Below are 16677 nucleotides of genomic sequence, written 5' to 3'. Positions count from 1 at the left end.
GATAAGTTCCTCGTGTGGGGTAACGGTGGCGCGGTGGCTCTCCTGCGGTACATGCGATTTGGAGCCGTCAAGGATCCTTGACGGCTCCAAATCGAACATGTGAGGAGAGCCGGCCCAGCGCTGTATCGCGCGTGCGCAGGCCCCAAAACAGCGACGCACCACCGCACGCCCGAAGGATCAGGTCCGCACAGAAGCCGGTTCGCCACTCGCAATCGTCTGCGTCCGCTTGTACAGCCACGTCAGCACCGCCGCGAAGGCCACGACGCCGATCACATCAGGAACAGACCCGCCGAAGCCAGAGAACACCGCGAACGGCTCGTCACTACCGGTACCGGCGACGAACCCCGCGAAGATTACCCCGTACAGGCTTTCGCCGACGATCATGCCCGTCGCCAACAGCACGCCAATTCGCTTCTTGCGCTCGACATCTCCGCCGGTGCGGTCGGCCCAGCGGTTGTAGAACCAGCCCAGCAGCGCGCCCAACGGGATGATCAGTGTCAGGCTCATCGGCAGGTACATGCCCATGCCGACGGCTAGCGGCGGTAGGGCGAATCGTGATGTCCGGGTGAGGGTCTCGTCGACGACGATGGCCACCACTCCGATCACCGCGCCCAGTCCGACCAAACCCCAGTTCAGCGACCCGCCGAAGACGCCCTTGGCCAGCGACGAAATCAGTGCGGCCTGCGGAGCGGCCAGGGCGTGGTCACCCGCGCCGGGAGCGCCGAGGAAACCGAACGCGCGCTGCATCAGGTTCAGCACCGGCGGAATGATCGCCGACCCGAACGCCACACCAATGATCAACGCCACCTGCTGTTTCCACGGTGTCGCTCCGACCAGCTGGCCGGTCTTGAGGTCCTGCAGGTTGTCGTTGGAGATGGTCGCGACGCCGAACGTGATGGCCGCCGCGAACAACGTGAACGCCACGAGCGCCGTGGATTGTGCACCGGAGGTAGGCCCGAACACCACCTTGATCAACAGTGCAGCGATGAGCACCGTCAGGATGCCGACGCCGGAAATCGGGCTGTTCGACGAGCCGATCAACCCGGCCATGTAGCCACACACCGACGCGATGACCATGCCGATCAGGAAGATGAACACCAGGCTCGCCGCGATGATCCCGGTCGAATGACCTTGCAGCGCAGTGCCGCGACTGAACTCCCACAGCAGCGCGGCGATCGGCAGCAGCATCACCACGACGGTGCCCACGACCATCGGGAAGGGGATGTCGCGCTCGGTGAGGTCGACGACCTGGCCCTGCCGCCGGTCGCGCGCCGATACCAGCGCATCGGTGACGCCCTTGATGATGGGCCGCAGGATCTTCAGCAGGGTCCAGACCGCCGCGACGGCAATGGCTCCGGCGCCGACGAACCGCACCTCGTGCACGAAGATGCCGTCGATGATGTCGCCGATCGGTTCAGCGCCCGTAAGAGCACCATTGGTGCGGATCGGCAGCAGCACACCGAACGAGATGACCAGTCCGACGAGCATCGCGATGCCGACCGTCATGCCGATCAGGTGCCCGACGCCGATCATCGCCATCGACAGGCCGGCGCTGAACATCGTGCCGCCTGCGCCGATACGGGTATATGCGGTAACCGAATTCGCCAGCACCTTCATGTTGGCCAATAGTCCGAAGCCCGCTGACACCAGCGACCCGAACGTGATCACCCGCAGCCCTGTGCGGTTGGCCTCGACTCCTTCGGTGCCGTCACCGACCTTGAGCACTTCGGCGGCGGCGACGCCTTCGGGATAGGGGAGATCCGTTCCGGTCACAAGAGCCCGGCGCAGCGGTATGGAGTACATGACGCCGAGGGTGCCGCCGACCGCGCACACGGCCACGGTGGTCCAGTAGGGGAAGCCGCTCCACCAGCCGATCATGATCAACCCGGGCAGCACGAAGATGATCGCCGACAGCGTGCCCGCCGCCGACGCCACCGTCTGCACGATGTTGTTCTCGACAATCGAGTGGTTGGCGAAGCTGCGCAGCACGGCCATGGAGATCACCGCGGCCGGGATGGCGGTGGCGAACGTCAGGCCGACCTTGAGTCCCAGATAGACGTTGGCGGCGGTGAATACGAGGGTGATGACACCGCCGAGCAGAATGCCGCGGACGGTGAGCTCGTGCAGGGTCGGGGTGGCTGGGGTCGCGACGGCCAACTCGTCGTCCTCTCGGTTGAGCGCACTGCGCCGTGGCCCCACGGCGTTCGGGTCCCTAAACCGTAGGCTCTCGCAGGCTCAGGCGTTCGAAGGATCGGCCTGAAATTTCGGCGGTGAGGTCGTGGTCGACGGTATTCACGCCCGTCACTGCAGCCACTGGCTGTTGGGACCCATAAGACTTCAGAACCTGATATCGCCCGTGATACCGGGTTCCGAAGTCATGTCAACCAACTCAGGCCGGTACCCCTGTGACGCATGTGATCCCGGCATCTGTCGGGTGCGGGCTGAGTGAGCCGCGCTGGGGAGGCCGGCGGCACTACGGTAGGACCCCGCGGCGTCGCCACAGCCGCGGCGTCCCCGACAACCGGGCGGCGTCAGCTCTCCGCCGCCGCCACCAGAGACTGCAACTTGATAGACGGGTTGTCCCGCTGGAACCCTTCGAGCCGCCACGGCGTCGAAAAGAGCACCAGGTGCACCCCGTCAGTGCGGGTCAGCACCTCGCAGGACACCTGCTTGTTCATGAATTCCACGTCGTCCGCCGAGACGACCCGCGCCACCTGGTACGGCAGCGATTCGAGCGTGATGGCCGCGCCGATCTCGGTCGCCATCCGGTGCGCGGCCACCTCGAACTGCATGGGGCCGACGGCCGCGAACACCGGCGCCTGCTCACCGCGCTTGTCCGAGCGCAGCACCTGGACCACGCCCTCCTGATCGAGCTGCTCGATGCCCTTGCGGAACTGCTTGTGCTTGCTCGGATCCTTGCCGCGCACCACGGAGAAGTACTCGGGGGAGAAGCTCGGAATCGGCGGAAACTCCACGGGCACATCGCGATACAGCGTGTCGCCGGGGCGCAGCGCGGCCGCGTTGGCCAGGCCGATCACGTCACCGGGCCACGCGTCGTCCAGCGTCGAGCGCTGCTGCCCGAACACCGACTGCGCGTACTTGGTCACGAACGGCTTGCCGGTCCCGGCGTGCGTCAGCACATCACCGCGCTCGAACGTGCCCGAGCACACCCGCGCGTAGGCAATGCGGTCGCGGTGCGAGCTGTCCATACCGGCCTGCACCTTGAACACGAACGCGCTGAACGGCGAATCGGCCGGCCGCGGTTGACCGGCCACGTCGACGATCGCGCCGGGCGAGGGCGCCAGGTCGACCAGCACGTCGAGCAGCTGGTTGACGCCGAAGTTCAGCGCCGCCGAGGTGAACAGCACCGGCGAGGATTCACCGGACAGGAACGTCTCGCGGTCGTAGTCCGACCCGTCCATCGACAGCAGCTCGGACTCTTCGACGGCGGTGTCCCAGTCACCCTCGGCGGCGTCGTGCGCCTTGTCGGCGGGAATGTGCTCTTCGGGCGCGGCGGTGGCGCCACCGGCGGTGCGGGTGAAGCGGATGTAGTGGCCCTTGCGGCGGTCCATCACACCCTTGAAATCACCGGCGATGCCGACGGGCCAGGTCAGGGGAGTGGTCCGCAGCCCGATGCGCTCATGGATCTCGTCCATCAGCTCGAGCGCGTGCCGGCCCGGACGGTCCCACTTGTTGATCACCGTGATGATCGGGATGCCGCGGTGCTTACACACCTGGAACAGCTTCAGGGTCTGCGGCTCAAGGCCTTTCGCGGCGTCGATGAGCATGACGGCGCAGTCGACGGCCGTCAGCACCCGGTAGGTGTCTTCCGAGAAGTCGGCGTGGCCGGGGGTGTCGAGCAGATTGATGACACAGTCGCGGTACGGGAACTGCAGCGCCGTCGAGGTGATCGAGATACCGCGGGCCTTCTCCATCTCCATCCAGTCCGACACCGTGGACTTGCGGCCCGCCTTGCCGTGGATGGCGCCCGCCTCGGAGATCACCCGGGCATGCAGCGCCAACGCCTCGGTCAGCGTCGACTTACCGGCGTCAGGGTGGCTGATGACGGCAAACGTGCGGCGACGGGCGGCTTCGGCGGCGACCCGGCTGGTGGTGCGGGTATCAGGGGCGGTGTCGGTCATGGCACCTGAGATGGTATTGGGCCGAGCGCGCAATCGGTAAATCTAGGTGAACCTGCGCCGCCCAGCTCGCTCGGCGAATGCATCCAGAGCAGCAAGTACCTCGGTGGATTGCCACATTCGGTTACGTCCGAACCCGGTGAACTCCGTGAGTATGCCCGCGTCGGTCAGGGCCCCGATGGATCGCAGCGCATTTTGCGTCGTGACGCCGAGCTCAGCGGCGACGGTCGCGGCATCGACGACGGGCTGACGTGGCAGAACCTCGATCAGCCGCCATGCTCCCGAACCCCGCCGGGCGTGCAGTTGATCGCTCCAACCATCCCGGATGGTGCGCAGGTTGAGTACCAATTCGCGCCCGTTGGCGATGGCGCTGAGGGCGGCGTGGGCGAGTTGCTCCACGATCGGTGCGGGTTCGCCGCTCCGGTAGGCCGTCAGCGTGTCGAAGTAGCCGTTGGTATCCGTGAGGAGTCCTGCGGAAACCGGGACTGTGACGTTGTTGGCCAGTCCATAGCGGCGCAACATGGCATGGATCAGGGCACGGCCGGTACGTCCGTTGCCGTCTGCAAACGGGTGGATGGTTTCGAACTGTGCGTGGGCAATCGCGGCTTGGCTCAAGACCGGGAGTCCGCGGCGGCAGCTGAACGTGACCAGATCTGCCATCAATTCCGGAACGTGATCCTGGTGCGGAGCAATGTATTTGGCGCCGTGCGGACTGATTGAATTTCCGCCGATCCACACTTGCTCCTCGCGCCACCTCCCGGCGATATCGGGTTGGGATGCGGCCAGCAGTGCGTGGTGCATCGACAGAATCGCGTTCGTGTCCAAGCGATCGGCGAGTTGGAGGGCCGCCTTCATCGCGGCCACGTTGCCGACGATCTCGGTGGCGTTTCGCTTTTCGGTACTGCCAAGCTCAGCGAGCGCGATCGATTTGGCTCCAGAAGTGAGGTTCTCAATTCTCGAGGACGAGGCCGATTCTGACCGGAGTAGCACCGAGGAGAAGGGAGCCACCTCGGCCCCGAGTTCGGAGTCGAATCGAGCGATCGCCACCGTGGCCTCTTCCGCGAGGACTGTGACGTCGATGGGCAGTCGTGGGGTCAGCTCGGCGATGGGGGTGACCACGGCAGCTCGGTAGTGGCCGCGTGCGGCGGTGCGTTGTCTGGCGGATAGCACGTCAGACGGCAACCGCGACACCCACATGCGCTCCTCGGAGCTGACTGCGGGCCAGGCATCTGACACCATGTGTCCAACATACGCTCAAATGCATGCATAAGTGAAACTATGGCTTGGGTGAAGTGTCAGATCTTTTGAACCCACTGGCCGCAGAGCTACTGGCGGAACCGGCACAGCAGCTTGCGGATGGCGCTGCCCGGCTCCGGTGGCCGCCGGCTCACATACGGCCACGGATCGTTGCGCTCCGGTACCGACGCCGTCCGGACCAGCTTGAGCTGCGTCCGCAGATGCCGGCGCAGCTCGTGCAGGCTGGGGTCGGCCCAGCGGTTGACGGCCTCGATCGGGTCGGAGGTCAGGTCGTAGAGCTCCCACTGGTCGTCGAGCGGGTCGGTGCGGTAGGTGTCGCCGCCGCGGCTGTTGGCCGCCAGATGCCGCACGCCCGGTTCGGTCCAGGTCGCCGGATCGTCGAAGGTGCGGACCAGCTTCCACAGGTGCCCGGAGCCGCCCGCGGCCTCGGCGTTGGTGACGCGCGAGACCAGCCCCTCGAAGTTGGCCGCGACGTTCGCGGGCACCTTGATCCGCAGCAGCGCAGGCGGATTCGTGTTGGCGCCGATCGCCTGTGCCGCGCCCGACGCCCCGGTGTCACCCTCGAGGATGTTGTCGCGCGTCATCAGGTAGATGGTCCGATCCTGTTCGGCCGCAGCACCATTCACTACCGGCATGAGGTCGCGGCCGGGCAGCGGATGCACTTCGGTGAACGAGGTGGCCAGTGTTTCGGACACGGCTGCGACGTCGACGCCGGCCGCGCCGAGCAGGGTCGGCACCAGGTCGACGTGGGACGTGGGCGCGGTGACTTCGCGGGCGGCGGTCGCGTCGGCGCCGATCCGGGCGATGACGAACGGCACGCGCGTCGCCTCGTCGTACAGGTTGAACCACTTCTGGTGCAGCCCGCCGTGCGCGCCGAGCAGGTCGCCGTGATCGGAAGTCCGTACCAGCACGGCGTTTTCGGACCCGTTCTCGGTGACGGCGCGGCGCACCCGGTCCAGCGGTCCGTCGACCTCGGCGTGCAGGCGGTAGTACAGGTCGCGGTACTGTTGGGCGTTGCGCCGGTAGGTGCGTTCGATGACGGCGGCCGGACCGTAGCCGGAGTAGTAGGCCTCGCGGAAGGCGGCCTGCGCGGCCGGCTTGTCGCTGAGATCCTCGGTGGCGGTCGGCGCCGCGGGCACGTGCGGCGGCTCGAGGACGGGGTAGTCGAGCAGCGGGCTGCGGCGCACCCAGGCCGGGAACAGCACGATGTCATGGGGATTGACGAAGCTGGCCACCAACAGAAACGGCCGCAGCGCGTCGGCGTCGCCGGCACGCCGCCGCGCGTAGCGGTCTTCCAGCCAGGCGACGACGCGGTCGGCCACCAGCGGGTCCCGCCGAAAACCGCTGTTGGACATGGCCGCGCCGTGCGGCTCGGGCCCGACCCAGCCGGAGAAGCCGTACGGCCCGAGCGGATCGGCGTCGAGGTAGGCCTGCACGGCCACCGGGTCGACGACACCGTCGGCGTCGTTGGTGGCGAGCGGCTTGCCGGTCTTGGGGTCCTCGAGGTCGGCGTGCGAGATGTGCCACTTGCCGTCGTAATGGGTGTCGTACCCGGCGGCGCGCAGCCAGTTGCCCAGCGTCGGCACCTCGCCTTGGCGCAGCCACCGCAGCCGCGAGTCGTCGTACCGCTTGCCGAGGCCGTCGGTCTGCGTGACGCCGTGGAGGTCGGGGTACTGCCCGGTGAAGAGCGTCGGCCGACTGGGTGCGCACGCCAGGGACCCGGTGTAATGCCGGTTGAAGCGGACGCCGTGTTCGTCGAACCACCGCCGTCCCGTGAGGGTGCGGTGGCGCCAGTCCATGACGTCGTCGGCCTCGTACGGCGGGATGGCGCGCTCTTCGTCGGTCATGAGGATGACGATGTCGGGCCGCTGCGGCGTCATCTCGGTGCTCCCATCGGCGGAAAATGAGCCCTACCCGGGGGCTACACCCGACATCCAACACGAGCGGGGACCACAACGGTGCAAATTGGCGCGATCGACAAATAACGTTCTGTTAACTCCTGACAACTTGTGCCTCAGTAGACTGCGCCGGCCCCAATTCGACAGTGCCGCAACATTTGCCGAGCCAATTGACGGCTAGTCGAATTGACCGGAGAGAAACTCCGCCCGCGCCGCACTGCGGGCCAGCTTTCCCGACGTCGTCCGCGGGATGCGCCCGGCTGCAACGAGTCGCACGTCGGCCACTCGAACCTGATGGTGACGCGACACTGCGGCCCGCACGGCCTCGGCGACGGGCTCCAACTCGGCACGTCCCGCGCCTACCGCGCGCTCGGCGATCACGACCAGTTGCTCGCCCGAATCTCCTGGCACAGCAAAGGCTGTCACATAGCCGGACCGCACCGCGGACGACGCGCGGCTGACCGTCGCCTCGATGTCCTGCGGGTAGTGGTTGCGCCCGTCGACGATCACCAGATCCTTGATCCGGCCGGTGACGAACAATTCGCCACCCACGTAGACGCCCAGATCGCCTGTGGCCAACCACAATGCGTTGTCCTCGGCGCCGTCGGCGTGGCTGACGGTCTGTCGGGTCTGCAGCTTGTTGCCGAACACCCGCTCCGACTCCTCGGGCCGGCCGAAGTAGCCCTGCCCGATGTTGTTGCCGTGCAACCAGATTTCACCGACCGTGCCGTCGGCGGCCTCGTCGCCGTCGGGGGTCACGATGGTCACCCACTGATCGGGGATGGCCCGCCCGCACGACACGTGGGGAACCGCGCCGTCGGCATGCCGGCCCGCCACCACGGCCCGGCCCGCGGCGAGTTCCTCGCGGTCCAGGTATGTGGCGCAGGGCTTTTCGTCGGCACCGATGCTGGCGACCGACAGTGTTTGCCTCGGCCATGCCGTACGACGGCTTCACTACGGTCTCGGGCAGCCCGAACGGCTTGAAGGCCTCCATGAACTGCTCGATGGACGGTAGCGTCACCGGCTCGGAGCCGTTGAGCAGTGTCACGACATTGCTGAGGTCCAGCGGTTCGTCGGCCGGCGGCAGGCCGCGCTGCGCACACAACTCGAACGCGAAATTCGGTGCGGCGGCGAAAGTCCGGCCGTGCGCGGCCTCGTCGGCCAGTCGCCGGATCCAGCGGTACGGCCGTCGGACGAACGCCATGGGGTCCATCAGGCTGATCTGGCCGCCGCACAGCGCGGGGAACATGATCATGATCAGACCCATGTCGTGGTACAGCGGCAGCCAGCTGACGCTGCGGATGTCGGTGTCCAGGCCACCGGCCAGGATCATCTGAATGACGTTGGTGCACACGTTGCGATGCGTGATCTCGACACCGGCGGGGGTGCGCGTCGACCCCGACGTGTACTGCAGGTAGGCGACGTCGTCGGTGCGCGAGCCCGGATCGACGTGCATGTCGGCCAGCGTGCCGGGGACGGCGTCGACGGCGATGACCCGCGGGCGCTGCGCCGCGGGCAGGGTCTTGATGAACGCGCGGACCGCTTCGGCGGCAGCGGTCGTGGTGAGGACCGCGGACGGCTTGGCGTCGGCCAGCACCGCGGCGAGGCGCTCGGTGTGCCCGGCGAGGGCCGGGGCGAACAGCGGCACGGCGATGTTCCCGGCGTGGACGGCCGCGAAGAACGCCGCGACGTAGTCGACGCCCTGCGGCGCGAGGATCGCCACCCGGTCGCGTGGCTTGGTCACCTGCTGCAGCCGGGCCGCGACGGCATTGACCTGGCTCCAGAGGCCGTTCCAGCTGAGTTCGACGATCTCGCCATCGGGGTTCTGTGCGTAGTCGATGAACCGGTACGACGGGCTGTCGCCCATCGCCGCGCGGTTGCGTTCCAGGAACGACGTCAGCGTGATGCCGTCCGGTATGACGATCCTGCCGTCCGGCTGAACGTATTGCTCCAGCGACTCCGCCGCGCCAATGATGCTGTGACTCAAGGCTTCCCGACCCATATGTCGACACTAATAGCGGATCTAACTAACCGACGAGTCAGACAATTATGAAAGTCACCACTGCGGGAACGGCGATGTGACGCGGCCCACCGGCGATGTGTGGTGGGACGCGGTCCCGCCGACACCCGCCGCGAAATTTTCCCGGAGATATACCCCCCTCGGGTACTATGGCCGGCATACCGATAACCCGAACCGGAGGCCGATGTGACGCATGGCAGCACGCGACTGCGCGTCGTCGGCATGCTCGTCCTGATCGCGGGCATCATCGGCATGCATTCGCTGATCGTCACGTCGACGCACGCACCGTCGCATCACGCGCAGGCGGCCGTCCATCACCATGCGAGTGACCCGGCCGCGCAAGCGTCCTTGTCGGATGCCTGCGATTGCAGCGGGCACAACGGTTTTCACGCCTGCGTCTTCATCCTGTCCGAGCTGCTGACCATCCTGGGCCTGGCTTTGCTGTACTGGCTCGGTGTCGCGCCTGAGCAGAACGTGCAGGCGCGCATTCGACAGGCGTTGCGGCGCAGGCAAAGAGCCCCGCCGTGGACGGTGCTCACCCTCGCGGAACTGACGCTCCTTCGAATCTGATGGGCCGCGCCCCGCGACAACCCATCCAATTCTCAAGGAGTTCAACCATGTTCAAAATCGCATCTATCGCCACCGCTGTTGCAGCCGGAACCGCCGCTGCCATCGCGCTCGCGGCCTGTAGCCCGCCGAACGAGCAGGCCTCCACGGTCTCCGCCACCACGTCGTCCATGCCGATGTCGGGCCACGACATGTCCGGGCACTCGATGCCGGGGATGTCGGGTTCCAGCACCAGCGCCGCGCCGGCCGCCAACTTCAACGACGCCGACGTCATGTTCCTGCAGATGATGTACCCGCATCACGCGCAGGCCGTCGAGATGGCCAAGCTGGTCCCGACCCGCTCGCAGAACCAGCAGGTCAAGGACCTCGCCGCGGCCATCGAAAAGGCGCAGGCCCCCGAGATGCAGCAGATGACGACGCTGCTCGCGGGCTTCGGCAAGCCCGCGCCGTCGGCCACCATGAGCCACTCGATGCCGGGCCTGATGACCCCGCAGCAGATGACCGAGCTGACGGGCCTGTCGGGCGCGGCGTTCGACAAGATGTGGCTGCAGATGATGGTCGAGCATCACCAGGGCGCGATCACCATGGCCAACGACGAGCTGAAGAACGGCACCAACGCCGACGCCAAGGCCATGGCTCAGGCGATCGTCACAGCGCAGCAGGCCGAGATCACCACGATGAACGGCATGCTCGCCAAGATGTAAAGCGAGGCTGGCTTCGGCACCGCTCTCTGTTGGCAACGTTCGCTGGGAGCCGTCAACTTTCCCTGACCCGTCAGGGAAAGTTGACGGCTTCAGATCGTATGTGTCGCAAGACAGACCGACACGCCGGAGGCAGACACGCCACCAGGCGTCCTAGATCATGTCGTTGTTGGTCAGCCAGCGCATGACCGGCCAGCCGATGAACACCGGCAGCCAGCACGTCAGCACCCGGTAGAGCAGCACCGACGGCACCGCGACCGCAGCGGGCAGGCCGAACGCGGCCAGCCCACCGATCAGCGCGGCCTCCACCGCGCCGACACCACCGGGTGTGGGCGCCGCTGATGCGAGCGTCCCGCCGATCATCGTCACGACACACACCGTCACGAACGACGTCGACCCGCCGAACGCCTCGACGCTCGCCCACAGGGCCAGCGCGCGGCCCAGAGTTCCTGTGGCACAACCCAACACGATCAATCCGAGGCGCTGCGGCTCGCGCGCCAGCTCGACCAGGTCGGCCCACACCTCGGCCAGCCGGGGGCGCACCGCGGTGCCGAGCCAGCGCCGGGCCCGCGGCACCAGCATGAACGTGCCGACCACGCCGAGGGCCGCGCCGGCGAGCAGGTACAGCACGGTCGACGACGGCACGAAATGCGACAGGTCGGCCGATGCGCCCGCGGCCGCACTGAAGAAGATCAGCAGCGCGACGTGGGTGAGCACCTGCACCGACTGCTGCAGCGCCACGGCGGTCGTCGCCCGCACCGCACCGAGCCCGGCCTTCTGCAGGAACCGGGTGCTCAGCGCCAGGCCACCGACGCCGGCGGGCGTCGTCGTCGCGGCGAAGGTGTTGGCCACCTGCATGATGGTCAGCTTCCCGAAGTTCACCGACTCCGACGCGCTGGCCCACAGCGCCGCGGCCGCACCGACATACGTCAGCGCTGACACCGCCAGGCCGAGCAACGCCCACCACCAGTTGGCGGAGCGCAGCTCGGAGAAGAACGTCGGCACCGTGCTGATGAACGGGTAGGCGACGTACACCAGCGCGATGAGCAGGACCAGCTGGATGACCTGGTTGCGGGTGAAGCGGGTGATGGTCTCGGTCTGGATGCGGTCGGCACCGGTCTGGTGCTTCACCTGGTCGCGGGCCGCGGTGATGACGGCGCGGGAGTCGGGCAGCGACTCGCGGAGCCGCAGCGGCATCGCGGACTTGGTCAGCCGTCGCGACGCCGTCAGCACGGTGTCCTCGCCGAACTGCTCGATGGCCGCGGCCACGGCCGGCTCGGCGCCGTACATGGCGGTCGTCGTCACCAGCAGTTGCGCCATGTCGGACTGCAGCTGCACATCGGACGCGCCGTACTCGGAATTGCCCAACCCGCCGAACAGGACCGTGCGGCCGTCGACCGTCAGTTCGCAGGCCCGCAGGTCGCCATGGGAGATCTGGTGGTGGTGCAGGGCGTGCAGCGCCTGCCACACATCGGAGACCGGTGTCTCGGTGGTCAGCGGGATTCCGGTTGCCGGGGTGTGCGCGAACATCGTCCAGCCACGGTCGAGGGCCGCCAGCGCCACGGTCCGGGTGTTGGCGAGTTCGAGGTCGCCGACGGCGATGGTCATCAGGGCGCGATGCTCGACGGCGCGGCGCATGGAGGTCTGCAGGGGACCGGTCTCGTCGTTGCGGAGGGTGATCTTGCGCCAGAGCTGGCTCATGGCGCCGCCCACCCGCTGGTTCGGCCCGTAGAGCTCGACGACGGCGCGGGTGCCGTCGGCCGAATCGGCGCTGAGCACCAGCGGCCCGGTCCCAGCCGGGCGGATGACCGTCAGCGCCGACACCTCGAACTGGCGGCGGGCCAACGCCTGCACCGAGCCGACCAGCGGAACTTCGAGCGCCGGGGTGCCGCTGACCAGAACCACCAGCGCCCCGACGAACCAGCCGACGGCCAGACCCAACAGCGACCGGGCCGGCACGATGGCGCTGACCACCAGGTGGATCGGCACGAACGCCAGCAGCAGCGTCCACCACCAGCGCCGCAACCGGGCCGGCTGCCAGGGCCCCGACACCGTGAGCACCGCGGCGAGCAGGGCGATCCAGCGCGGGTCGTCGAGGAACTGGGAGAAGACGGTGTTGAGTCGATCGGACAGGTCGAAGTGCCAGTTCGGCGCCGCGATGCCGTTGGAGTTGATGGACAGCGACAGCACCGCGATCAACCCGGCCGCGGCATACGGACCGAGCAGCTTCCACTGCTTGGTGACCAACAGGCTCAACAGGATGACGAACGGCAGGGCCAGGATCGCGATGGCGTAGGCGATGTAGACGAGGTTCGACTGCGTCGGCGTGAGCACGCCGACGATCCGCGACACCGACCGCTCCAGCCGCACCCAGTCGTTGCGGGTGATCAGCGAGCTGGTGACGACAGTGACCAGGAAGGCCGTCGCGGCCACCAGCCGCAGGATGTCGTTGGTCCGGCGGGTGATCGGTTGCAGCAGGCTGCCCGAGACCGCGACCTCGCGTCCGTCAACCCGCATCAGCTAAGGATCCCAAGGACCGGGCCAGTTGGTGAAATTGGCACGCCGTCACCCGGCCAGCGCTGGCCGCACAAAGTCGCCGCTGACGGCCACCGCGGGCGCCGACGAATCCCCACCGACCACCAGCGTCGCGAACGCCAGGTCCCCGACGATGCCGGCGAACCAGCCGTGCGAGTGCGTGTTGTCGCCGAATTCCGCGGTGCCGGTCTTGCCGCCGAGGCCGTCGATGTCCTTGAGCGCGGCCGCGGTGCCCTCGGTGACGGTCAGCCGCATCATGGCGCGCAGGGCATCGGCGGTCGCCTTGTCGACAGGCTCCGACGGCGTGCTGGCCGTGGTCTCCTGGCCGGGCAGCAGCGTCGGCGTGATGGTCGAACCGTGCGCGAGGCTGGCCTCGGCGACCGCCAACCCGAACGGGCTGACGGTGACGGTGCCCTGGCCGATGCCATTCTCGACGCGCTGGGCCGGGGTGTCGGCGTTGGGCACCTTGCCCGTCACCGTCGTGATGCCGGGGATGACGAAATCGACGCCGATGCCGAGGTTCTTGGCGGTGTTGGGCAGTGCGTCGGCGGGAAGCTTGTCGGCGAGCGCCGCCATGGTCGTGTTGCAGGAATGCGCGAAGGCCTGCGCCAGCGGGACGGTGCCGAGGTCGAAGTTGTCCTCGTTGGGGATGGTGCGGTTCTCGATGGTCACGGTGCCCGGGCAGGGCTCGGGGGTGTCGGCCGTCGCGAGCCCTTTCTGCAGCGCCGCGGCGGTGGTGACGGTCTTGAACGTCGACCCCGGCGGGTACAGGCCGGTGAAGGCGATGGGTCCCTGCGCATTGGCGGCGTCGTTCTGCGCTGCCGCGAGGATGGCGCCGGTGCTGGGCGCGATGGCGAGGAGGACCGTCGGGCGGGGATCGGTGGACACGGCGTGCTGCGCGAGGAGCTGCAGTCGCGGGTCCAGGGTGGTGCGGACGGGTTTGGTGTCCGCCGGGGCGTTGTTCGCGAGCTCGTCGGTGGGCTGCCCTTGATCGTCGACCAGATCGACGGACCAGCCGGCGGTCGCGTCGATGGCCTTCTGCCAGACCTCGGGCAGCCCGCTGATGACCGGCGAGTGCAGGTTCGGGTCGGTGGTCAGCAGCGCGCCCTGCTTGGTGACGGTGACCCCGGGGATCTGCGTGAGTTCGTCGGCGACCTGGGCGAGGTCTGCCTCGCGGAGCTTGACGACGGTGACGCGGTCGTCCTGATTTCCGTTGAACTCATTGGTGATCGACTCACCGGTGATGGTGTCGTCGAACCGGGCAACCACCGGGGCCAGTGCCGCGGCGGAGTCGAGGTGGTCGCGACTGAGGGTGACGACGCCGACGGTCTGCCAGCTGAGGAGCGGTTGGCCGTTGCGGTCGACGACGGGCGTCAGCAGTGCTTTGTCTTCGCTGAACTGGAACGTACCGCCCTGCCGGAGCTTCGGGTGCAGAAGCGCCGGCGCCCAGCGGATTTTCCAGTCCTCGCCGACCTTGGTGGCAATTGCCGTTGTGTCGTAACGGAATTCGCGTCCAGGTCCGAATGACCAGGTGTAGGCGATTTTGGCGGTCGACTTGTTGTCGCCGTCGCCGGGGGTGGCCTTGACGTCGAGGGTGGCGTTTTTGCCCATGCCGTCGAACATGGACTTGATGGCCGGTTCCGATGCGCCGGCGTCGGTGGTGTCCTTGGCGGCGGCGCCGGAGTCCTTGCGGTGCAACGCATCAGCAAACGCGTTGAAGGCGTCCGCGGGTTCCGGGCCGCCGAACATCGAGCAGGCGGTGGAGCCGAGGAACAGCGTGCAGGTCAGCAGCAGCGCAATACGTTTCGTCATGGCCCTTCGAGCCAACCATGACTGGCTATGAATTCCGGCGTTGAAACGCGGAGGCGGGCCGGTATCGCGTAGTGTCCGAGCCGGTCGGTATTCCGCTACTAGGCGGAGCGTATTGAAAGGTCTGGCATGAGTGGTGTGGTGGTCACCGGCGGTGCGTCCGGTATCGGCCTGGCGTCGGCCAAGGCGCTTATCGCTGACGGTCGCGCGGTGTCGCTGTTCGACATTTCGCCGTCGGTGGTGGCGGTCGCGGAATCGCTCGGGGTGCACGGCGTCGTCGTCGACGTGAGTGACACCGACTCCATGGCCGCCGCCGTCGGACAGGCCGCCGCGGCGATGGACGGCATCGACGGACTGGTTCACGCCGCGGGCCGGGTGCTGCCGGAGCCGGTCGGGATGTTCACCATCGAATCGTGGGATGCCGTCGTCGACGTGAACCTGCGCGCACAGGCGCTGCTGGCCCAGCTGCTGCTGCCGCATTTCGAGAAGGTGCTGGCTGCCGGCGCCGCCCCGGCGATCGTGGGAATCTCGAGTATCGAAGGGCTGGTTGGCAATCCGTTCATCCCGGCGTACTGTGCGTCGAAGGCCGGGCTGCTTGGCCTGACCCGGTCGATGGCAGGCCAGTTGGGGCCCTTGGGGATTCGCGTCAACGCGGTGTGCCCCGGCTTCATCGAGACGCCGATGTTGGCAGATGCTTTGGCGGTCGAAGAGGTGAAGACGGCGTTCGTGGCGGCGGCGCCGTTGGGCCGGCTGGGGCAGCCCGAGGAGATCGGGGCGACCGTCGCGTTCCTCATGTCACACAAGGCGTCGTTCATCACCGGGACGCAGATTGTGGTCGACGGGGGAGTGACGTCGCGGCACGCGTAGGCGTTTCGGGTGACCGTCTGGCCTGAACGGGTTTCAACGACGAAGCGCCGAAGGTGGGGCGAGGGCGGCAATCAGCCGATCAAGTCGAGTAAGGCGCCAGCAGGATCCAGAGCCGAGATCAAACTGTAGACGGCCAGCGTCAGGTACAGCAATGCGGCGATGAGCATGATGCCGCCGATTGCCGTGTACGTCGTCTGTGCCCTAGTGGTGGTGTGGATTGCGGGCCGTCGTCGGCGCCAACTCGCATCGGCCACACTGCCCGAAATCGCAGCCAGCAACAGAGCTGTACCAGTCAGGGCCCAGTGGTAGGCCGCGACGTCGCCGATGAGCGTATGCAATGCGGGAGTGCGCGATTCGGCGCTCGCGGCGATCAGGCAAACAACGCACACCGCCAGCAGGGCCAGCGCCCAGCGTGAAGTCAATTGGCGGGTCACTCGTCAGAGACTAGTTGACCCCAATTGACGTCGACGCGCCGCTTTCAACCCCGCTGGAATTATTCATCGATTGCACATGAGATCAACGTACGCAGTTTTATACCGGACGAGATTGCCGACGTTTCCGGTCGGGCCTCGCTGTATCCAGGAGTGCTTGACAGCGGTGCCCTCCCGCACCGCGATGACCGTGCATTCCTCGATAGGTGCGTTGCCGACCTTGTTGAGAATCGGCCGAAGTCCTTGTGCTTCCAGGTCGCTGATCGTGGCCTGGGCCGATTTCTGCATCTCGGGCGCAGCGAGTGCCGGCGCCGCCGAGCCCAAACTCAATGCGATCGCTGCAGTCGCAACCACGAGGCTCCTGGTAATGCCCGCGCCAAACAATTGAATTTCCTTCCAGCATTTGAAGCGCATTTATCTGCGCTATTTCAAATTCCATGCTAGTCAGGAACA

General features: G+C 67.1%; 11 protein-coding genes and 1 pseudogene. 3 read left to right on the top strand and 9 right to left on the bottom strand.

Going from position 1 to position 16677, the window contains the following annotated elements; translation table 11 throughout:
- Positions 1-177 precede the first annotated feature (177 nt).
- The 5 genes and pseudogenes from G6N46_RS10920 to G6N46_RS10900 form a co-directional block, all read right to left on the bottom strand.
- Positions 178-2199, bottom strand: coding sequence for an OPT family oligopeptide transporter (locus tag G6N46_RS10920; protein ID WP_234880571.1), 2022 nt, complete (start codon positions 2197-2199; stop codon positions 178-180).
- Between the two features lie 332 nt (positions 2200-2531).
- On the bottom strand, positions 2532-4142 hold the full coding sequence (locus tag G6N46_RS10915; protein ID WP_138248300.1) for a peptide chain release factor 3: 1611 nt from the start codon (positions 4140-4142) through the stop codon (positions 2532-2534).
- Positions 4143-4184: 42 nt separating this feature from the next.
- The gene (locus tag G6N46_RS10910) at positions 4185-5378 is read right to left on the bottom strand and encodes a Fic family protein (RefSeq protein ID WP_138248301.1); all 1194 of its coding nucleotides are present in this window, start codon (positions 5376-5378) and stop codon (positions 4185-4187) included.
- Positions 5379-5464: 86 nt separating this feature from the next.
- Entirely contained in the window at positions 5465-7276 is a 1812-nt protein-coding gene (locus G6N46_RS10905; RefSeq protein ID WP_138248302.1) for a sulfatase-like hydrolase/transferase, read from the bottom strand.
- A 195-nt stretch (positions 7277-7471) separates the two neighbouring features.
- A pseudogene (locus tag G6N46_RS10900) lies at positions 7472-9296 on the bottom strand (fatty acyl-AMP ligase).
- A gap of 204 nt (positions 9297-9500) precedes the next feature.
- Here G6N46_RS10900 and G6N46_RS10895 point away from each other — a divergent pair.
- Complete coding sequence (locus G6N46_RS10895) at positions 9501-9884, top strand: DUF6153 family protein (RefSeq protein WP_138248303.1); 384 nt, start codon at positions 9501-9503, stop codon at positions 9882-9884.
- Positions 9885-9931: 47 nt separating this feature from the next.
- Positions 9932-10585 (top strand): DUF305 domain-containing protein, encoded by a 654-nt coding sequence (locus G6N46_RS10890; protein WP_234880573.1) that lies wholly within the window; start codon positions 9932-9934, stop codon positions 10583-10585.
- 150 nt (positions 10586-10735) lie between these two features.
- On the opposite strand, the gene G6N46_RS10885 is transcribed toward G6N46_RS10890, so the two are convergent.
- Positions 10736-13099 carry a lysylphosphatidylglycerol synthase transmembrane domain-containing protein gene (locus tag G6N46_RS10885; RefSeq protein ID WP_138248304.1) on the bottom strand — a complete coding sequence of 788 codons (2364 nt, stop codon included), beginning with the start codon at positions 13097-13099 and terminating at the stop codon, positions 10736-10738.
- 48 nt (positions 13100-13147) lie between these two features.
- The gene (locus G6N46_RS10880) at positions 13148-14929 is read right to left on the bottom strand and encodes a penicillin-binding transpeptidase domain-containing protein (protein WP_138248305.1); all 1782 of its coding nucleotides are present in this window, start codon (positions 14927-14929) and stop codon (positions 13148-13150) included.
- Between the two features lie 126 nt (positions 14930-15055).
- Here G6N46_RS10880 and G6N46_RS10875 point away from each other — a divergent pair, with 126 nt between their 5' ends.
- Positions 15056-15793: an SDR family NAD(P)-dependent oxidoreductase gene (locus tag G6N46_RS10875; protein ID WP_138248306.1), complete on the top strand. Its 738-nt coding sequence runs from the start codon at positions 15056-15058 to the stop codon at positions 15791-15793.
- A 71-nt stretch (positions 15794-15864) separates the two neighbouring features.
- Here the strand turns inward: G6N46_RS10875 and G6N46_RS10870 are convergent, their stop codons facing one another.
- Positions 15865-16227, bottom strand: coding sequence for a hypothetical protein (locus tag G6N46_RS10870; protein WP_138248307.1), 363 nt, complete (start codon positions 16225-16227; stop codon positions 15865-15867).
- A gap of 63 nt (positions 16228-16290) precedes the next feature.
- Positions 16291-16638 carry a hypothetical protein gene (locus tag G6N46_RS28650; RefSeq protein WP_226521156.1) on the bottom strand — a complete coding sequence of 116 codons (348 nt, stop codon included), beginning with the start codon at positions 16636-16638 and terminating at the stop codon, positions 16291-16293.
- Positions 16639-16677 lie beyond the last annotated feature (39 nt).

Origin of the sequence: Mycolicibacterium phocaicum (genome assembly GCF_010731115.1) — a bacterium.
Classification (GTDB): Bacteria; Actinomycetota; Actinomycetes; order Mycobacteriales; family Mycobacteriaceae; genus Mycobacterium; species Mycobacterium phocaicum.
Note: the sequence above shows the minus strand (reverse complement) of the source record. Positions and strands in the feature narration are given on the sequence as shown.

What these genes read in the sequence shown, in the direction of transcription:
- G6N46_RS28650 (WP_226521156.1), bottom strand. Translation starts at nt 16,638, where the DNA reads ATGCGCTTCAAATGCTGGAAGGAAATTCAATTGTTTGGCGCGGGCATT.
- G6N46_RS10905 (WP_138248302.1), bottom strand. Translation starts at nt 7,276, where the DNA reads ATGACGCCGCAGCGGCCCGACATCGTCATCCTCATGACCGACGAAGAG.
- G6N46_RS10910 (WP_138248301.1), bottom strand. Translation starts at nt 5,378, where the DNA reads ATGGTGTCAGATGCCTGGCCCGCAGTCAGCTCCGAGGAGCGCATGTGG.
- G6N46_RS10875 (WP_138248306.1), top strand. Translation starts at nt 15,056, where the DNA reads ATGAGTGGTGTGGTGGTCACCGGCGGTGCGTCCGGTATCGGCCTGGCG.
- G6N46_RS10885 (WP_138248304.1), bottom strand. Translation starts at nt 13,099, where the DNA reads ATGCGGGTTGACGGACGCGAGGTCGCGGTCTCGGGCAGCCTGCTGCAA.
- G6N46_RS10880 (WP_138248305.1), bottom strand. Translation starts at nt 14,929, where the DNA reads ATGACGAAACGTATTGCGCTGCTGCTGACCTGCACGCTGTTCCTCGGC.
- G6N46_RS10890 (WP_234880573.1), top strand. Translation starts at nt 9,932, where the DNA reads ATGTTCAAAATCGCATCTATCGCCACCGCTGTTGCAGCCGGAACCGCC.
- G6N46_RS10915 (WP_138248300.1), bottom strand. Translation starts at nt 4,142, where the DNA reads ATGACCGACACCGCCCCTGATACCCGCACCACCAGCCGGGTCGCCGCC.